Here is a 16,348-nt window from a genome sequence, read left to right on the forward strand (position 1 = left end):
CCGGAGGACGGGAGGTCGCGGATGGCGGTCAGCGTGCGCGAGGTCGCGGAGGACGCGGGTGTCTCGGTCGGCACGGTGTCGAACGTCCTCAACCGGCCGGAGAAGGTGGCCGCCGAGACGGTGGCCAGGGTCCAGGCGTCGATCGATCGGCTCGGCTTCGTGCGCAACGACGCGGCCAGGCAGCTCCGCGCCGGACGCAGCCGCACCATCGGACTGGTCGTGCTCGACATCCGCAACCCCTTCTTCGCTGAGGTGATCCGCGGCGCCGAGGAGCGCGCCGATCAGCACGGGCTCTCGGTGCTGGTGGCCAACAGCGACGAGAAGCAGGAGCGCGAGGCCATGCACCTCGACCTGTTCGAGGAGCAGCGGGTGACGGGCGTGCTGGTGACGCCCGTGGCCGAGTCGCTGCCGCGCCTGGCACGCATGCACGAGCGCGGCACGCACGCGGTGCTCGTCGACCGGGAGTCGCAGGACGAGCGCTTCGCCTCGGTCGCCGTGGACGACGTGGAGGGCGGCCGCATCGCCATGGAGCATCTGCTCGCGGTCGGCCGTCGGCGGATCGCCTTCGTCGGGGGGCCCGTGTCGCTGCGGCAGGTGTCCGACCGGCTCAGCGGGGCACAGGCCGCGGCCGCCGACGCCGGGGTCGCCCTGGAGTTCCTCGCGACCGCCGCTCTCACGGTCGAGGAGGGGAGGCAGGCGGGGTCGCGGATCCTCGGCCGCGCCCCGGCGGATCGTCCGGATGCCGTGTTCGCGGCGAACGACCTCGTCGCGCTCGGCCTGCTGCAGAGCCTCGTGATGACCGGAGACGCCCGGGTGCCCGACGACATCGCGATCATCGGCTACGACGACATCGACTTCGCCGCGGCCGCCGTGATCCCGCTCAGCTCGGTGCGTCAGCCCGCCGCCCTGATCGGCTCCACCGCGGTCGATCTGTTGCTGCAGGGTCAGGGGGAGCGGGCGCCGGAGCCCGAGCACGTGCTGTTCCGCCCCGAGCTGGTGGCGCGGCGCTCCACGACCGGCGCGTGACCCCGCCGGCGATGCCGTCAGGCTGAGGCTGACGACCGGTGCTGGGCGCTCGCGCCGCGCATGATGCGGGCGACCGCCGTGATCAGGAACAGCTGCCCCGTGATGCCCTCGGCCACCGCGACGGCCTGCATGCCGGCACCCCGGGGGATGAGGTTGCCGTAGCCGGTCGTGGTGAGGGCGGTGAAGGAGAAAAACAGCTGATCGCCGAGCGAGTCGGTCTCCGCTCCGATGAAGAGCGGTTGCGACAGGAACTGCGAGGCGAGGTTGTACGCGAAGGCGAAGAACATCCCCACCAGGATGTACGCCGTCACCGCGGCGAGCAGCGCCTCGATGTCGAGCCCGCGTCGCGTGACCTGATGCGCGATGATCGCCCACGGTGCGACGAGCAGTGCCACCATCGAGGCCGCAGACAGCCCGACCGCCAGGGCGGGACTGCCGGTGCCGAAGAAGGTCGCCAGCAGGGCCGCCGCGCCCGCGGTGGACAGCACGACCCACGTCACCCGCTGCACGAGCGCACGGGCGCCCGTCACGCGGAACACGATCGCGACCGTCGCGAGCATGACCAGGAACGCCCACGGGCTCGGGTCGGCGCTCGGCTGCGCGGCGCACAGGCCGTACGAGACGCCCAAGAGCAGCAGCACGATCGCGTAGCCGACCGCCCGGTAGCTCCAGGCGCTGTCCTCGGTGCCCAGGGAAGCGCCGACGTGCGGGTGCGGATTCATGGCGATCCTCTCCGTCGCGGTGGTGTGACTCCCGCGCGCGGCCAGTATCCCAGCCGGTCGCGCGCGGGTCGGGAGGCGCGGCCGTGGCCGCGGTTCGTCAGGGCGCGTCGAACCCGTTACACTGGTCGAGTGCATCCGCGCTCTCGGGCCGGATGCCTGGAGACGTCGCATAGTCCGGCCTAGTGCACCACCCTGCTAAGGTGGAGTCCCCTTACGGGGACCAGGGGTTCAAATCCCCTCGTCTCCGCCAGTTCTTCCCCCTCGAACCGCGATCACGGTACGGCGCTCGATCTCGAGCGATCGCGCAGCGCGAGTAGCCTGCGGTCCGCCCGTGCGGTCGCCGCTCAGTGGCGCGGGAACGGTGCCGAGGAGCGCAGGTGCGCGGCGCCGAGCGGGTCGCACACGGTGGACTCGTCGACCACGCCGAACCGGAGCAGGGCGGCGGGATCGGTCGAGGAGGGCGGCGTGCGATCGGGTCGCGCGGAGAGCAGCACGAAGTCCGCCGCGGTCCCGGTCAGGTGCAGCGACCCCGCCGGCAGGCAGTGCAGGGCGATGCGGATCGCGGTGAGGTCGCGGTCGACCGCAGCGTCCGTGATCGACCACGCCGTGAAGCGGTTGGCCGACGCGGAGCCCGTCCACTCCTGGCGCACCGCCCCGGTCACCCGCAGCAGGGCCGTCGTGCCGCGGAGCCGGGTCGACTGGCGCAGTTCCAGCAGCACCCCGACCACGCCGGCCGGGATGTCGACGATCACGCGCGTGACCTGAGCGTCCACGAGAGCCAGGGCGTCGGCGAACGGATCCTCGGTGTCTGCGAGCGGCGGGAGGCCGGAGGGGACGCCGAAGAGGAGGTCTCTCACCTGCATGCCGACTCGCTCCCCGTGCTCCCCCAGAAACTCCGACGATACGGGATGCGTGTTCACACAGGGTCTGAACGGGGTGTGAACGGTGCACGGGGAGCGGCGGCACACGACCGGAACGGACCAGAATGATCGGGTGCCGCACCCCGATGGACGGACACGCTGGTGGGGAAAGGAGGAACCCATGATCGGCACCCTCAACGCCCTGATCGACCGCGTCGAAGCCGCGCCAGACCAGGAGCTCGACGTCGCGGCCGTCGCGCGTGCGCACGGCACGACCGAGTACCACCTGCGGCGGATGTTCTCCGCCCTCGCGGGCATGCCCGTGTCGGAGTACGTGCGCCGTCGGCGGATGACGATCGCCGCCGCGGAACTGGTCGGCGGTGCGCCGAGCCTGCTCGACGTGGCCGTGCGGCACGGCTACGGCTCGGTCGAGGCGTTCGGCAGGGCGTTCCGCGCCGTGCACGGCATCGGTCCGGCCGAGGCGCGCCGTGACGGGGGTCCTCTCCGTACACAACCCACGCTCCGGTTCCGCCTGAGCGTCGAAGGGAGCACCCCGATGGACGTCACCATCACCCCCCGACCCGCCCTCCAGCTGGTCGGTCATGCCACGCAGGTCCCGCTGATCCACCGCGGCGAGAACCCGCACATCCAGCAGCACATCGCGGCCATCCCGGCGGAGGAGCACGCGCGGCTCAAGCGTCTGAACGACGCGGAGCCCTCGGGCATCCTCGCCGTGACAGCCGACGTGGAGCCGGACGCGCCCGAGGGCACACCGCTCACGTATCTCCACGGCGTCGCGCTGGAGGAGACGACCCCGGTGCCGGAGGATCTCGACGTGCTGCGGCTCGAGGCGGGCACCTGGGCCGTGTTCGCCGCCGACGGCCCGTTCCCGCAGACCCTGCAGGACCTGTGGGCGGCCACCGCGACCGAGTGGTTCCCGTCGAACCCGTGGCGACTGCGCCCCGGTCCGTCGATGGTGCGGTATCGCGAGTTCCGCGGAGACACGGCCTCGTGCGAGCTGTGGCTGCCCGTGGAAGCGGAGTGAGTCACCGGGGCGGGGCGGCCGAGCCGTCCCGCCCCGGTGTCGGAGGCCCCTGGCACACTGTGCCGCACCGGGCAGTCCCACCCAGAGAGGCAGGCGATGGCGGCCATCGACCCCAAGAAGACCCTCGACTCCTACCGCGCACGACGCGGAGAGTTCCGCGTGCTCGAGGTGCCGCCGCTGCGGTACCTCATGATCGACGGCGCGGGAGACCCCAACACCTCGCCCGTGTATGCGCAGGCCGTGGCGGCGCTGTTCCCCCTGGCGTACACGCTCAAGTTCGCGAGCCGTGAAGAGCTCGGCATCGACACCGTCGTGATGCCGCTCGAGGGGCTGTGGCACGCGGCCGACATGGCGTCGTTCACGTCGCGCCGGGACAAGTCGCAGTGGGAGTGGACGCTGCTTCTCCTGGTGGGCGACCACGTGACCCCCGACCTCTTCGCGCGGGCGGTCGATACCGTCGAGGCGAAGAGCGCGAAGAAGCGCGAGCCCCTGCCGGCCCTGCGCTCCGTGCGGCTGGAGACCCTGCACGAGGGGCTGTGCGTGCAGACGCTCCACGTCGGCCCCTTCGACGACGAGGCCCCGGTGCTCGATGAGCTGCACCACCGCTTCATCCCGGAGCACGGACTGCGCATGACCGGTCGGCACCACGAGGTGTACCTGAGCGACATCCGCCGCACCGACCCCGCGAAACTCCGCACGATCCTGCGGCAGCCGGTCGCGCGGGTCGAGTGAGTTCACCGCGGGCGCGGACGAAAGCAACCCCCTCTTCGGCTCGGATGCCGAGCGATACGCTTCCCCCATGAGCAGCGTGAAGCATGCGGCGCGCGCGGCGAAGGACTCGACCGCGTTCCGGAGGACCGCCCGTGTCGGCTTCGTCGTGCTGGGGCTCATCCACGTCGTGATCGGCGCGATCGCCCTCAGCATCGCGGTGGGCGGTTCGGGCGACGCCGACCAGGACGGGGCGATGGAGCGCATCCGCGACAACCCCATCGGCGGGTTGCTGCTGCTGTCGATCGCGGTGGGCCTCATCGCGCTCGCCGCCTGGCAGATCGCCAGCGCCTTCCTCGCCGCCGACCCCGCGGAGACGAAGAAGTGGGGCCGCCGTATCAAGCTCGCCGGGATCTCGGGCTCCTATCTCGTGGTCGCGGTCCTCGCGACCATCTACGCGGTGGGCGGTCGTGCTGAGTCGGAGGACGCGTCGCGCACGCTCAGCGAGATCGTGCTGTCGGCGCCCGGTGGCGTGGCGCTGCTGGTGATCCTCGGCTTGTCGGTGGTCGGCGTGGGCCTCGGCTTCATCGGCAGCGGCATCACGCGGTCGTTCGAGAAGCTGATCGAGCTGCCGACCGGCGCGGGGCGCGCGGGCATCGTGGTGCTCGGGGTGGCGGGCTACCTCGGCAAGGGCGTCGCGGTCGCCGTGACGGGGGTGCTTTTCGTGGTCGCCGCGGTCACCCAGGACCCGGAGAAGGCGGCGGGACTGGATGCGGCGCTGCACAGCCTGCTCGCGCTGCCGCTGGGCGGGCTGGTGCTCGGCGCGGTGGGGGTGGGGTTCGCCCTGTACGGCGTGTTCTGCATGGCCAGGGCCCGGCTCGCGCGCATGTCGTAGCCCCAGACCCCCGCGCCGGCCGCGTCCGGGAGATGGGAGACTGGAACGATGAGCGCTTCTCCCGGAGTCGACGTGATCGCACCGCTGACCGAGACCGAGGTGCAGCGGATCCGCGGGGACTTCCCGATCCTGCGCGCGCAGGTGAACGGCCATCCGCTGGTGTACCTCGACTCCGGCGCGACGTCGCAGCGACCGGACGCCGTGCTCGACGCCGAGCGCGACTACGCGACCACGATGAACGCCGCGGTGCACCGGGGTGCGCACACGCTGGCGGCCGAGGCGACCGAGCTGTTCGAGGATGCGCGGGCCGCCGTCGCCCGCTTCGTCGGTGCCGACGACGACGAGATCGTATGGACCTCGAACGCGACCGAGGCGATCAACCTCGTCGCCTACTCCCTCTCGAATGCCTCGCTCGGACGCGGCGGCACGGCCGCGGAGCGCCTGCGCCTCCGCGAGGGAGACGAGATCGTCACCACCGAGATGGAGCACCACGCCAACCTCATCCCGTGGCAGGAGCTCGCGGCGCGCACGGGCGCCACGCTGCGGGTGATCCCGCTCGACGACGACGGCGCCCTCCGGCTCGACGTAGCCGCCGAGCTCGTCACCGAGCGCACGAAACTGATCGCCTTCACGCACGTGTCCAACGTGCTCGGCGTGATCAACCCGGTCGACGAGCTGGTCGCGCTCGCCCGCGGGGTCGGTGCCCTGACGCTGCTCGACGCGTGCCAGTCCGCCCCGCACCTGCCGCTCGACGTGCGGGCGCTGGGCGTGGACTTCGCGGTGCTCTCCGGCCACAAGATGCTGGGGCCGACGGGCATCGGTGCGCTGTACGGCCGGCGCGAGGTGCTGGCCGCGATGCCCCCGTTCCTCACGGGCGGCTCGATGATCACGACCGTCACCACGACCGAGGCCGAGTACCTGCCGCCGCCGCAGCGCTTCGAGGCGGGCACGCAGCGGGTGTCGCAGGCGATCGCGCTCGCCGCGGCGGTCGGCTACCTGGACGAGGTGGGCATGTCGCGCATCGCCGCGCACGAGGCCGCCTTCGGCCGGCGCCTGGTGGACGGGCTCCGCGCGATCGACGGCGTGCGCGTGCTCGGAGCCGGCATCGATCTGCCGCGCGTGGGACTCGCGAGCTTCGACGTGGCGGGCATCCACGCGCACGACGTCGGACAGTTCCTCGACGACCTGGGCATTGCGGTGCGTGTCGGGCACCACTGCGCGCAGCCGCTGCACCGGCGGCTCGGGGTCACGTCGTCGACCAGGGCCAGCACGTACCTGTACACGACCGAGGCCGAGGTCGACGCCGTGATCGCGGGTGTCGCCGGGGCGATCGACTTCTTCCGGAGGGGCGCATGAGCGACCTGCAGAGCCTGTACCAGGAACTGATCCTCGACCACTCGCGCACGCCGCACGGCTACGGGCTGCGCGACGAGATCCCGGCGCAGTCGCACCAGCTCAACCCGACGTGCGGTGACGAGATCACCCTGCAGGTGCACCGGGGCGACGACGGGACGATCGATGCCATCGCGTGGGAGGGGCACGGGTGCGCGATCTCGCAGGCGTCCGCGTCGCTGCTGGCCGAGCTCGCCGAGGGGCTCAGCGTGGCGGAGCTCGAGGTGCGCATCGCGGCGTTCCGCGACGCCATGCGCTCGCGCGGCACGATCGCACCCGATGAGGAGCTGCTCGGCGACGCGGCCGCGCTCGGCGGGGTCTCGAAGTACGTCGCGCGCGTGAAGTGCGCGATGCTCGCGTGGGTGGCGACCGAGGACGCACTGACGCGCCTGTGAGCCGTCCCCGATGACCGATTCACGGGAATAGAGTCGCCCGCTCGGCGTTGGGCCGAACATGACTACTCTCGGAATCATCGGTGCAGGCAACATCGGCAGCCAGGTCGCGCGCGTCGCGGTGGCGAACGGCTACGACGTGGTGATCGCGAACTCGCGCGGCCCGGAGACGCTGGCCGACCTCGTCGCGGAGCTGGGCCCGAAGGCGCGGGCGGCGACCGCGGAGGAGGCGGCGGCGGCCGCCGACGTGGCGGTGGTGACCGTGCCGCTGCACGCGATCGACCAGCTGCCGACCGAGCAGCTGGCGGGCAAGATCGTGCTCGACACCAACAACTACTACTTCGAGCGTGACGGTCACATCGAGGCTCTCGACCGGGGCGAGACGACCACGTCCGAGCTGCTGCAGCAGCAGCTGCCGACCTCGAAGATCGCCAAGGCGTTCAACCACATCTACGCGAGCGACATCACGACCGGCGGCACCCCGGCCGGCACCCCGGACCGTCGCGCGCTGGCGACCGCGGGTGACGACGCCGAGGCGGTGGCGTTCGTGACCCGGTTCTACGACCAGGCGGGCTTCGACACCGTGAACATCGGCCCGCTGAGCGAGTCGTGGCGGGTCGAGCGCGACCGTCCCGCGTACGTCACGCGCCAGAACGCCGAGGAGCTGACGGCGAACCTGGCGAAGGCGAACCGCCTGCCCTGAGTCGCCGCGGGCGAGCCCGTCCACCCCGGCTGGGATACCAAAAGTTGAGGAACCCCGGCCGGGGTGGGACAATGCCCGGATGGCGGGGGCTATGGGGGCGGGCGGCGAGCTCGAGTCGGTCAGGGTCACGAGGATCCTGCGCGACGACATCGTGCTGGGCCGGCGACCCCCCGGCGCCCGGCTCGTGGAACGCGACATCGCGGCCGAGCTGCACGTCTCGCGGCTTCCCGTCCGCGAGGCCATCCGTACCCTGGTCGCGGAGGGCGTCGTGACCGCTCGACCGCGTTCGTGGGCGGTGGTGCGGGAGTTCACGCACGACGACATCCGCGCGTTCGCCGAGGTGCGAGAGGCCATCGAGACCCTCATCTTCGTATTCGCGGCGGAGCGTCACGACGAGGTCGGCCTCGCCCGGCTGCGTCACACGTATGAGCGGGAGGCGGCGGCGGCCCGAGACGGTGACGCGGAGACCGCGCGCCGCACGGCCGCCGAGTTCCACGAGGTCGCGGTGGACCTGGCCGGGAACGAGATGCTCGGCGAGCTCATCGCGGTGTTCCTCACCCGGCTGCGCTGGCTGTTCGGGCAGCACGACGACCTGGTCGCGATGGCCGAGGAGCACCGGGTGATCCTGGAAGCCGTCGCCGCGCGCGACGTCGAACGGCTGCGCACGCTTCTGCCCGCGCACCTGGCCAGCGGGCATGCGGCCGCCGAGCGGCGGCTGTTCCGCGCCGACGTCGCACTCTGATCCGTCGCGCGACCGGCCCACGAAGCGCGGGACCGCGGCTGTATATTGGTGCGGTCGGAACCGGTCCGGTCACTGTCGCTGTCTGGGGAGCGGGATGCGCCGTCTTGCTGTCGTCATCGGGGGCCTGCTGCTGCTGGGCGGTGCCGCGCTCGTGGTCGTCGCCGATCAGGAGCGCGCCGCCTCCGTCGCCGCGGTGAAGGCGGAGATCGCGCGCGTGGAGGATGCGCTGGAGGCGTCGCGCGGAGACAACCTGGAGCTGGCCGCGCAGCTCACGGCCCTGCGCGCCCAGATCGCGGAGCAGGATGCGAAGATCGCCGACACCACGGGGTTCCTGAAGTGATCCGGCGCGTGCTCGCGGTCACCCTGTCTGCCGCCGTGCTGCTCGCCGTCGGCGTGCTCGCCCGCGCCGACGCACTGGAGCACGAGCGGCTCGACGCGATCGCCGAACTGCGCGCCCTCACCGGGCAGTACCGCGATGCCACCCAGCGCACCGACTATCTGGCCGCCTCGATCGAAGGCGCCGAGCAGACGACGTCCGATCGGGCAGCGGTGCTGGAGGTGCGCCCGGCGTTCCTCACCGAGCTCGCGGCGCTGAACACCGCCCTGCAGGGCGCCGACGGCAAGGTCGACACGGCCACGCATCGCGCTTCGGCGCTGTCGGTGCAGCAGACCGTGCTCGCCGAAGACGACGACCCCGCCACGGTGGTCGCGGCCACGGCCACGATCCATGCGATCACGGCCAAGATCGGCACCGAGGTCGCGTCGTGGCAGGCGTCGCAGAACCCGGGCCCGGGCGGCCCCGCCTGGAGCACGAGCGGGCCGGACGGCTACGCGCGCGTGCGCGCCGCCCTCGACCGCGTGGGCGGTGGCGGCGTGGGGCTGTACGAGTCGTCGTCGTGCGCCGGCGGCAACGCCCCCGCGTGCGCGAACAGCAACGGGTACATCAAGTACCGCGCCGACATCGCGGGCTGGAGCACCGGCCGCCTGAACTGGGCGATGGCGCACGAGCTGGCGCACATCTATCAGTTCCGCGTGTGGGGCGCCCTCACCTCGTCGGGCTCCTACGGGGCGCTGTTCGGCAACGATCCGGAGTTCCTCGCCAACTGCATGGCCGTGGTGCGCGGCTTCCCCGGATCGGTCGGCTGCAACGGGGAACAGCAGGCCTGGGCGTCGGGCATCTGGGTGGGCGCGGTGCGCTGAGGCTCCGCTCAGTCGACCGGGGTCCTGGTGTCGATCGCGGCACGCAGCGGCCGGCGCAGGGCCCGCCAGTAGGCGGTCGGGGCGAGCCGCACGAGCGCGTCGATCAGTCGTGCCTCCCGTCCGACCATCGTGCGGGCGGCTCGGCGCTCGGTGGCGCGGACGATGCGCGCAGCCGCGTCGGCGGGGTCGGTGTGGTACATCGCGGCCTGCGCGGCGGCGGCGCGGGCGGCGACCGCGGGGTCGATCGCGGCGGCGTACCGCCCGTGCAGGATGATGCCGGTGCGCACGCCCGCCGGGTAGACCGCGCCGACCGAGACGGTCGTGCCCTCGAGCTCGTGGCGCAGCGCCTCGGAGAAGCCGCGGACGGCGAACTTGCTCAGCGCGTACGGGATGCGGCCGGCGGGAGCGGCCAGGGCGTACACGCTCGCCAGGTGCGTGATGTGGGCGGCCGGCGCGGCACGGAGCGACGGCAGCAGGGCCTTGGTGATCGACACCGTGCCCCAGAGGTTCACGTCGGTCAGCCAGCGCATCTCCTCCATGGTCAGCTGGTCGAGGTCGCCGAGCATGGACGAGCCGGCGCACGTGATCAGGGCGGTGATCCGCGGATGCACGGCGGCGATCTGCGCGGCGGTCGCGAAGACCGCGTCGTCGTCGCGGAGGTCGACCACGTGCGTCGTGACGGTGGTGCCGGCCAGCTCGGTCGCGAGGGCGTCGAGCGCGGCACGGTCGTGGTCGAGGAGGGCCAGGTGCACGCCGCGGGGAGCGAGCAGCCTCGCGATCTCGGCCCCCATGCCGTTCGCGGCGCCCGTGATGACGGTGGTGCTGCCGACCAGGTCGAGATGCTTCATCGCCGCCTCCCTGCGCGTGCGATCCGGGCGGTCGCCGACCGATGTCGGACGCCTGCGAGATGCTGGATGCCGAACCATTCTGGCCGAGACCGGGCCGCATCGATACCGGTACGCTCGTGGAGAGGAGGTGCCGGTGGGACGGACTGCGGATGCCATCGCCGAAGGCGTCGCGATCGCGACGGCCGCCGCGCGCCTCGCCGTGAAGAACCACATCCTCATCGGCACCATCGCAGAGGGCGGCGTGTTCGATCTCGACCGCTACGTCGACGACGCGCGCGAGGCCCTGCGCGCGATGGCCGAGGAGTCGGAGGAGGCGGCGGCCACCGTCACGGCGCTGCGCAAGCGGGCCAGGGGGCGGCACTCCGATCCGGTCGGCACGCACGACTACCGCGACCGCGATGTGCGCAACCTCCGTCGCCGCGCGAAGCAGTCGACCGGGGTGGCCCAGCGGCTGCGGGAGATGATGGACGACCGGCAGCAGCTCGAGGCGATCGTCGAGGAGGCGAGGGCCGCGGCATGGGCCGACGTCCGCCACAACCTCGACCGGCGGCTGCGCGTGGAGGGCATGCGACCGGAGCAGGACCCCGACTACGCGCGGATGCGCGAGGCCCGGATGCAGGCGCTGCGCCTGGTGGACCTGCAGGCGCTGTCGTCGGCGCAGCGGGCGAAGGAGAAGCGCCGCAAGAAGCAGGAGAAGGCGGCGGCGAAGGGCGACTGACCCCTCGTTTCGCTTTCGTCTCGCGACTGTTGTAGGCTGTTCTACGGCCCGCTGAGCGGGCTGGGCGCCCGTAGCTCAATGGATAGAGCATCTGACTACGGATCAGAAGGTTAGGGGTTCGAGTCCCTTCGGGCGCACACTGTGTTGAGACAGTGACGATACGGCCTCCGCTTCGGCGGGGGCCGTTTCTGCATCCCGGCCGGATGTCTCAGTCCGTGTCGAGCAGGCTCGTGATCGCGGGGTCGCGGCGGGCGACGTCGGACGCCGTGGTCAGGATGACCTGCCGCATGGCGGCGACCGCGACGGCGGGGCTGACGTCGGACCGGTGGGCCAGGCTGACGGTGCGGGTCATGGCGGGGTGGGCGAGCCGCACGGACCGCAGCGTCGGCCGGTCGAACAGGACCATCGCGGGCACCACGGCGACGCCGAGCCCTCGTTCGACGAAGCGCAGCACGGAGTCCATCTCGCCGCCCTCCAGCACCAGGTTCGGGGTGAGGTCGGCGGCGCGGAAGGCGGCATCGGTCGTGGCCCGCAGCTCGTAGCTCTCGTCGAAGGCGATGAGCGGCAGGGTCGCCAGGTGGCTGAGCGGGATCGCGGGGGTGCGGGCGACCGGCGGGCGTGCGGCCGAGGAGACCACGACCAGTTCCTCCGCGAGCAACGGTGTGCGGGTGAGGCTGACCCCGGCCGGCGGCGGACCGTCGGACTGGGTGATGAGGGCCATGTCGACGGCGCCGACCGCGAGCTGCTCGACCAGGAGGCGGGAGCCGCCCTCGATCAGGTGCAGGTCGACCTCGGGGTAGGAGTCGTGGAACGAGCTGAGGGCTTCGGCGACGAGGCTGATGCACAGCGTGGGCGGTGCCCCGAGCCGCACACGGCCGCGCCGGAGCCCCGCGAGTTCGCCCATCTCGTCGCGGATGGCGTCGGCTTCGGCGAGCATGCGCTGGGCGCGGGGGAGCAGTGTCTCCCCGGCCGCCGTCAGCGCGATGTGGCCACGGGCGCGGTGGAACAGCTCGGCGCCGAGCTCGCGTTCGAGCGTGGAGATCTGTCGGCTCAGCGACGGTTGGGCCAGGTGCAGGTGCTCGGAGGCGCGGGTGAAGTGTCCGAGGCGGGCGACTTCGACGAACCCGCGGAGTTGCTCGAGGTTCATGGCCATAGCCTACCCGTATGGTTTCCACTCGAACTATGCATTGGAGTTATTAGGTTGTCCTAACTAGCGTCGAGATCATGACTGCACCCGAACGACAGATCTCCACCACGGTCCTCGTGATCGGCACCGGCGGCTCCGGCCTGCGGGCGGCGATCGAGGTCGCCGAACACGGCGTCGACGTGCTCGCCGTGGGCAAACGCCCCCGTCAGGACGCCCACACCTCCCTCGCGGCGGGCGGCATCAACGCGGCCCTCGGCACGATGGACGCCGACGACAGCTGGCAGCAGCACGCCGCCGACACCATCAAGGAGAGCTACCTCCTGGCCAACCCGCACACCGTCGAGGTGGTGACGCGCGGCGCCGAGCGCGGCATCCGCGACCTCGAGCGCTGGGGCATGGACTTCGCCCGCGAGGACGACGGTCGCATCTCCCAGCGGTTCTTCGGCGCGCACACCTACCGTCGCACCGCGTTCTCGGGCGACTACACGGGGCTCGAGATCCAGCGCACCCTGGTCCGCAGGGCCGAGCAGCTCGACGTCCCGATCCTCGACAACGTCTACATCACCCGCCTGCTCGTGCGCGACAACGTCGTGTTCGGCGCGTACGGCTTCGACCAGGCCGACGGCACCCGCTATCTCATCCACGCCGACGCCGTGATCCTCGCGGCCGGAGGCCACAACCGCATCTGGCGGCGCACCTCCTCCCGACGCGACGAGAACACGGGCGACTCCTTCCGGCTCGCCGTCGACGCGGGCGCGCGACTGCGCGATCCCGAGCTCGTGCAGTTCCACCCCTCCGGCATCATCGAGCCGGAGAACGCGGCAGGGACGCTCATCTCGGAGGCGGCGCGCGGCGAGGGCGGCATCCTGCGCAACGCGCTCGGCGAGCGATTCATGGAGCGCTACGACCCCGAGCGGAAGGAGCTCTCCACGCGCGACCGCGTCGCGCTCGCCGCGTACACCGAGATCCAGGAGGGGCGCGGCACCGAGAACGGCGGCGTGTGGCTCGACGTGTCGCACCTGCCGCGCGAGACGATCATGACCCGGCTGCCGCGCGTCTACCAGACGATGATGGAGCTGCAGATGCTCGACATCACGACCGACCCGATCGAGATCGCCCCCACCGCGCACTATTCGATGGGCGGCGTCTGGGTGCGGTCCGAGGACCACGGCACCGATGTCGAGGGCCTCTACGCGATCGGCGAGGCGTCGAGCGGGCTGCACGGTGCGAACCGGCTGGGCGGCAACTCGCTGATCGAGCTGCTCGTGTACGGGCGGATCGTCGGTCAGGCGGCGATGGCGCACGCCGCGGGGCTCGACGCCCAGCGGCGGTCGGCGGGGGCGGTCGCGGCGGCCCGCGCCGAGATCGACGACCTGCTCGCGGCCGAGGGGCGCGAGAACGTGCGCGCCCTGCAGCGCGCGATCCGCAACCTCATGACCGAGTACGCCGGAGTGGTGCGCTCGGAGGAGGGGCTGCGGGCCGGGCTCGCCGATCTCGACCTGATCGAAGGGCGCATGGAGGACATCGGCATCCACCCGGACATCGCCGGGTTCCAGGACCTCGCCCACGCGTTCGATCTGAAGGCCTCCGCGCTCGCCGCCCGTGCCACGCTGGAGGCGGCGCGGGAACGGCGCGAGACGCGTGGCTGCCACAACCGCAGCGACTACCCCGACACCGATCCGACGCTGCAGGTCAACCTGGTGTGGTCGCCCGCGACCGGCGTCACCCGCGAGGAGATCCCGCCCGTCCCCGCCGAGATCGCCGAGCTGATGCGCGACGTCGACACCGCCGGGAAGCTCGTGGAGTAACCATCTGGCCCGTCGCTCCTCCCGTTGTTCGTCAGAGCGATCCAGGGAGGAGCGACGGGGGCGTCACTGCCCCGAGGGGTCGTTCTCGCCGACCTGGGGCTGTCCGATCACGCCGATGCCGACCGCCTCGTGGTCGGGTTCGGGGTCGCCCTTCCGCTCCGGTGCCTTCGGCTCCTGGCCCGGGGCCTTCTCGGTGCTCGGCTCTTCGAGCTCCTCCGTGCTCGGCACCTCGGACGGGTCGGCGTCCTCCGGCGACTCGGCCTCCGGCGGAGTGCTCGCCTCGCCCTCGTCCGCGTCGGCGGTGGGGGCGTGCGTGGTCTGGCCCTCCGACGCCGGGGTCGGGGTGGGCGTCTGCGCCTCGGCCGAGAGCTCGTCCGTGGACTCCGGCTCGGGGGCTTCGGGTTCGGGAGTGCTGGTGGTCATGATCGTCCCTTCCTGCGCTGTCGTGCCTCCAGCGTGCCCCGCCGAGCGGCCGAGCTGAAGGGGCTTGACGGGCGGGCGGCCGGGTCCCCGACGCGCTCGGGTTAACCACGATGAACCGAGATGCCGGAACCCGGCGTAGCCTGGAGGGGTGACTGCGTACGTCTCGGCCTTCGACCTGTTCTCCATCGGAGTGGGGCCGTCGAGCTCGCACACCGTCGGCCCCATGCGCGCGGCCGTCGACTTCGCGCAGCGGCTCACGGCGTCGGGCGAGCTGGGCCGCGTCACCCGCGTCGGCTGCACGCTGTACGGCTCCCTGGGCGCGACCGGCATCGGCCACGGCACGCCCGACGCGGTGGTCGCCGGGCTCCGCGGCCTCCGCCCCGAGACGTGCGACCCGGCCGCCGTGCGGGCCGCGTGGCAGGAGTTCCCCGACGGCGCCGCCCTGCGCCTCGGCAGGGTCCACGACGTGGCGTTCGCGAAGGACGACATCGTGTTCGCGCCGCGCACGCGTCTGCCCGGTCACCCCAACGCCATGACCCTGACCGCCACCGCCGCGGACGGCGCCGTGGTGGCCGAGGACACCTACTACTCCATCGGCGGCGGGTTCATCCGGCGCGACGGCGAAGCGGCGAAGATCTCGACGGGCGCGTTCCCCTACCCGTACGCCGATGCCGCGTCGCTCCTGGCGCTGTGCGACGAGGAGGGCCTGTCGATCGCGGAGGTCGCGCGCCGCAACGAGATGGCGCTGCGCAGCGAAGCGGAGGTGGCGGCCGGGCTCGACGCCATCTGGGATGCGATGTCGGGGTGCGTCGATGCGGGGCTGCACGCCGACGGTGTGCTGCCGGGGATCCTCAAGGTCAAGCGACGGGCGGGCACGATCCGCGGCCAGCTCGAGGCGGTCGAGGCCGAGGGGCACCGCGAGCTCCCGGGCGAGTGGCTCGGGGCGTTCGCGCTCGCGGTGAACGAGGAGAACGCGGCGGGCGGCCGCGTCGTGACGGCACCGACGAACGGCGCCGCGGGGATCCTTCCGGCCGTGGCGATGTACTGGTGGCGGTTCCTGGCGGACTCCGGCCTCGGCGCCGGCAACGCCGTCACCCCGTACGGCGAGCTCGTCGGCAGCGCACTGCTGGGCTTCGAGGGCACGCCGCCACCGGTCACCGCGGCCGAGGAACGCGAAGACCCGGCGGTCGCCGAGGCCAACCGCCGCCGCGGCATCCGTCGCTTCCTGCTCACCGCGACCGCGCTCGGCTCGCTGTTCAAGGCCAATGCCTCCATCTCCGGCGCGGAGGGCGGGTGCCAGGCCGAGGTCGGCTCCGCGTGCGCGATGGCCGCCGGCGGGCTCACGGCCGTGATGGGCGGCACGAACCGGCAGATCGAGAACGCGGCCGAGATCGCCATGGAGCACCACCTCGGCCTCACGTGCGACCCGATCGGCGGGCTGGTGCAGATCCCGTGCATCGAACGGAACGCGATCGCCGCCTCGACCGCGGTGACCGCGGCCCGCCTCGCCCTGCGCGGTGACGGCAGCCACTACGTCTCGCTCGATGCCGTGGTCGAGACCATGCGGCAGACGGGGGCGGACATGTCGACCAAGTACAAGGAGACGAGCGAGGGCGGTCTCGCGGTCAACGTCATCGAGTGCTGAGCGGGCGGGTGTCGGAGCCGACGGATAGCCTCGGAGCGGACGTCGACGCGCGGCCTGTCGGACCCGGCGGATAC

Annotated in this window: 18 protein-coding genes and 2 tRNA genes; 15 read left to right on the plus strand and 5 right to left on the minus strand. The window is 72.2% G+C overall.

Translation table 11 applies throughout. The features are described 5' to 3' along the window. Positions 1 to 21 precede the first annotated feature (21 nt). Positions 22 to 1,026 (plus strand): LacI family DNA-binding transcriptional regulator, encoded by a 1,005-nt coding sequence (locus ACFV3I_RS04835; protein WP_247638345.1) that lies wholly within the window; start codon positions 22 to 24, stop codon positions 1,024 to 1,026. A gap of 17 nt (positions 1,027 to 1,043) precedes the next feature. Here ACFV3I_RS04835 and ACFV3I_RS04840 read toward each other — a convergent pair whose 3' ends face one another. Beyond that, positions 1,044 to 1,748, minus strand: a complete 705-nt coding sequence (locus ACFV3I_RS04840; protein ID WP_136028680.1) for a potassium channel family protein — start codon at positions 1,746 to 1,748, stop codon at positions 1,044 to 1,046. Between the two features lie 158 nt (positions 1,749 to 1,906). Here ACFV3I_RS04840 and ACFV3I_RS04845 point away from each other — a divergent pair. Beyond that, a tRNA-Ser gene (locus ACFV3I_RS04845) sits at positions 1,907 to 1,998 on the plus strand. Between the two features lie 94 nt (positions 1,999 to 2,092). Here the strand turns inward: ACFV3I_RS04845 and ACFV3I_RS04850 are convergent. Then, entirely contained in the window at positions 2,093 to 2,611 is a 519-nt protein-coding gene (locus ACFV3I_RS04850) for a hypothetical protein (protein WP_247638346.1), read from the minus strand. Between the two features lie 178 nt (positions 2,612 to 2,789). Between ACFV3I_RS04850 and ACFV3I_RS04855 the strand changes: the two genes are divergently transcribed. The 9 genes from ACFV3I_RS04855 (at position 2,790) to ACFV3I_RS04895 (ending at position 9,685) form a co-directional block, all read left to right on the plus strand. Further along, positions 2,790 to 3,653: an AraC family transcriptional regulator gene (locus ACFV3I_RS04855; RefSeq protein ID WP_247638347.1), complete on the plus strand. Its 864-nt coding sequence runs from the start codon at positions 2,790 to 2,792 to the stop codon at positions 3,651 to 3,653. Between the two features lie 96 nt (positions 3,654 to 3,749). Next, entirely contained in the window at positions 3,750 to 4,385 is a 636-nt protein-coding gene (locus tag ACFV3I_RS04860) for a GyrI-like domain-containing protein (RefSeq protein WP_247638348.1), read from the plus strand. 67 nt (positions 4,386 to 4,452) lie between these two features. Then, the gene (locus ACFV3I_RS04865; RefSeq protein ID WP_136035603.1) at positions 4,453 to 5,256 is read left to right on the plus strand and encodes a DUF1206 domain-containing protein; all 804 of its coding nucleotides are present in this window, start codon (positions 4,453 to 4,455) and stop codon (positions 5,254 to 5,256) included. A gap of 48 nt (positions 5,257 to 5,304) precedes the next feature. Next, on the plus strand, positions 5,305 to 6,612 hold the full coding sequence (locus ACFV3I_RS04870) for an aminotransferase class V-fold PLP-dependent enzyme (protein WP_136035604.1): 1,308 nt from the start codon (positions 5,305 to 5,307) through the stop codon (positions 6,610 to 6,612). Beyond that, on the plus strand, positions 6,609 to 7,043 hold the full coding sequence (sufU, locus tag ACFV3I_RS04875; protein ID WP_378822466.1) for a Fe-S cluster assembly sulfur transfer protein SufU: 435 nt from the start codon (positions 6,609 to 6,611) through the stop codon (positions 7,041 to 7,043). Before ACFV3I_RS04870 ends, sufU begins: the two co-directional genes overlap by 4 nt. 58 nt (positions 7,044 to 7,101) lie before the next feature. Next, positions 7,102 to 7,743, plus strand: coding sequence for an NADPH-dependent F420 reductase (locus ACFV3I_RS04880; RefSeq protein ID WP_136028968.1), 642 nt, complete (start codon positions 7,102 to 7,104; stop codon positions 7,741 to 7,743). Positions 7,744 to 7,822: 79 nt separating this feature from the next. Then, on the plus strand, positions 7,823 to 8,485 hold the full coding sequence (locus ACFV3I_RS04885) for a GntR family transcriptional regulator (RefSeq protein WP_247638349.1): 663 nt from the start codon (positions 7,823 to 7,825) through the stop codon (positions 8,483 to 8,485). Between the two features lie 94 nt (positions 8,486 to 8,579). Then, positions 8,580 to 8,825 (plus strand): hypothetical protein, encoded by a 246-nt coding sequence (locus tag ACFV3I_RS04890; RefSeq protein ID WP_136028972.1) that lies wholly within the window; start codon positions 8,580 to 8,582, stop codon positions 8,823 to 8,825. Between the two features lie 8 nt (positions 8,826 to 8,833). Next, on the plus strand, positions 8,834 to 9,685 hold the full coding sequence (locus ACFV3I_RS04895; protein ID WP_240745301.1) for a hypothetical protein: 852 nt from the start codon (positions 8,834 to 8,836) through the stop codon (positions 9,683 to 9,685). 8 nt (positions 9,686 to 9,693) lie between these two features. On the opposite strand, the gene ACFV3I_RS04900 is transcribed toward ACFV3I_RS04895, so the two are convergent. Further along, positions 9,694 to 10,533 (minus strand): SDR family oxidoreductase, encoded by an 840-nt coding sequence (locus ACFV3I_RS04900; protein ID WP_247638350.1) that lies wholly within the window; start codon positions 10,531 to 10,533, stop codon positions 9,694 to 9,696. Positions 10,534 to 10,666: 133 nt separating this feature from the next. Between ACFV3I_RS04900 and ACFV3I_RS04905 the strand changes: the two genes are divergently transcribed. Continuing rightward, complete coding sequence (locus tag ACFV3I_RS04905) at positions 10,667 to 11,251, plus strand: asparagine synthase (protein WP_136028978.1); 585 nt, start codon at positions 10,667 to 10,669, stop codon at positions 11,249 to 11,251. Between the two features lie 64 nt (positions 11,252 to 11,315). Then, positions 11,316 to 11,388: transfer RNA gene (locus tag ACFV3I_RS04910), tRNA-Arg, on the plus strand. Between the two features lie 71 nt (positions 11,389 to 11,459). Here ACFV3I_RS04910 and ACFV3I_RS04915 read toward each other — a convergent pair. Next, positions 11,460 to 12,404 (minus strand): LysR family transcriptional regulator, encoded by a 945-nt coding sequence (locus tag ACFV3I_RS04915; RefSeq protein WP_372490570.1) that lies wholly within the window; start codon positions 12,402 to 12,404, stop codon positions 11,460 to 11,462. Between the two features lie 71 nt (positions 12,405 to 12,475). Between ACFV3I_RS04915 and ACFV3I_RS04920 the strand changes: the two genes are divergently transcribed. Next, positions 12,476 to 14,206: an L-aspartate oxidase gene (locus ACFV3I_RS04920; protein WP_247638351.1), complete on the plus strand. Its 1,731-nt coding sequence runs from the start codon at positions 12,476 to 12,478 to the stop codon at positions 14,204 to 14,206. 63 nt (positions 14,207 to 14,269) lie between these two features. Here the strand turns inward: ACFV3I_RS04920 and ACFV3I_RS04925 are convergent, their stop codons facing one another. Then, positions 14,270 to 14,629 (minus strand): hypothetical protein, encoded by a 360-nt coding sequence (locus ACFV3I_RS04925; protein ID WP_136045091.1) that lies wholly within the window; start codon positions 14,627 to 14,629, stop codon positions 14,270 to 14,272. 148 nt (positions 14,630 to 14,777) lie between these two features. On the opposite strand from ACFV3I_RS04925, the gene ACFV3I_RS04930 reads away from it, so the two are divergent. Then, positions 14,778 to 16,274 (plus strand): L-serine ammonia-lyase, iron-sulfur-dependent, subunit alpha, encoded by a 1,497-nt coding sequence (locus ACFV3I_RS04930; RefSeq protein WP_247638352.1) that lies wholly within the window; start codon positions 14,778 to 14,780, stop codon positions 16,272 to 16,274. Positions 16,275 to 16,348 lie beyond the last annotated feature (74 nt).

This window comes from Microbacterium sp. NPDC059771, from assembly GCF_042732495.1.
GTDB classification, from domain to species: domain Bacteria; phylum Actinomycetota; class Actinomycetes; order Actinomycetales; family Microbacteriaceae; genus Microbacterium; species Microbacterium sufflavum.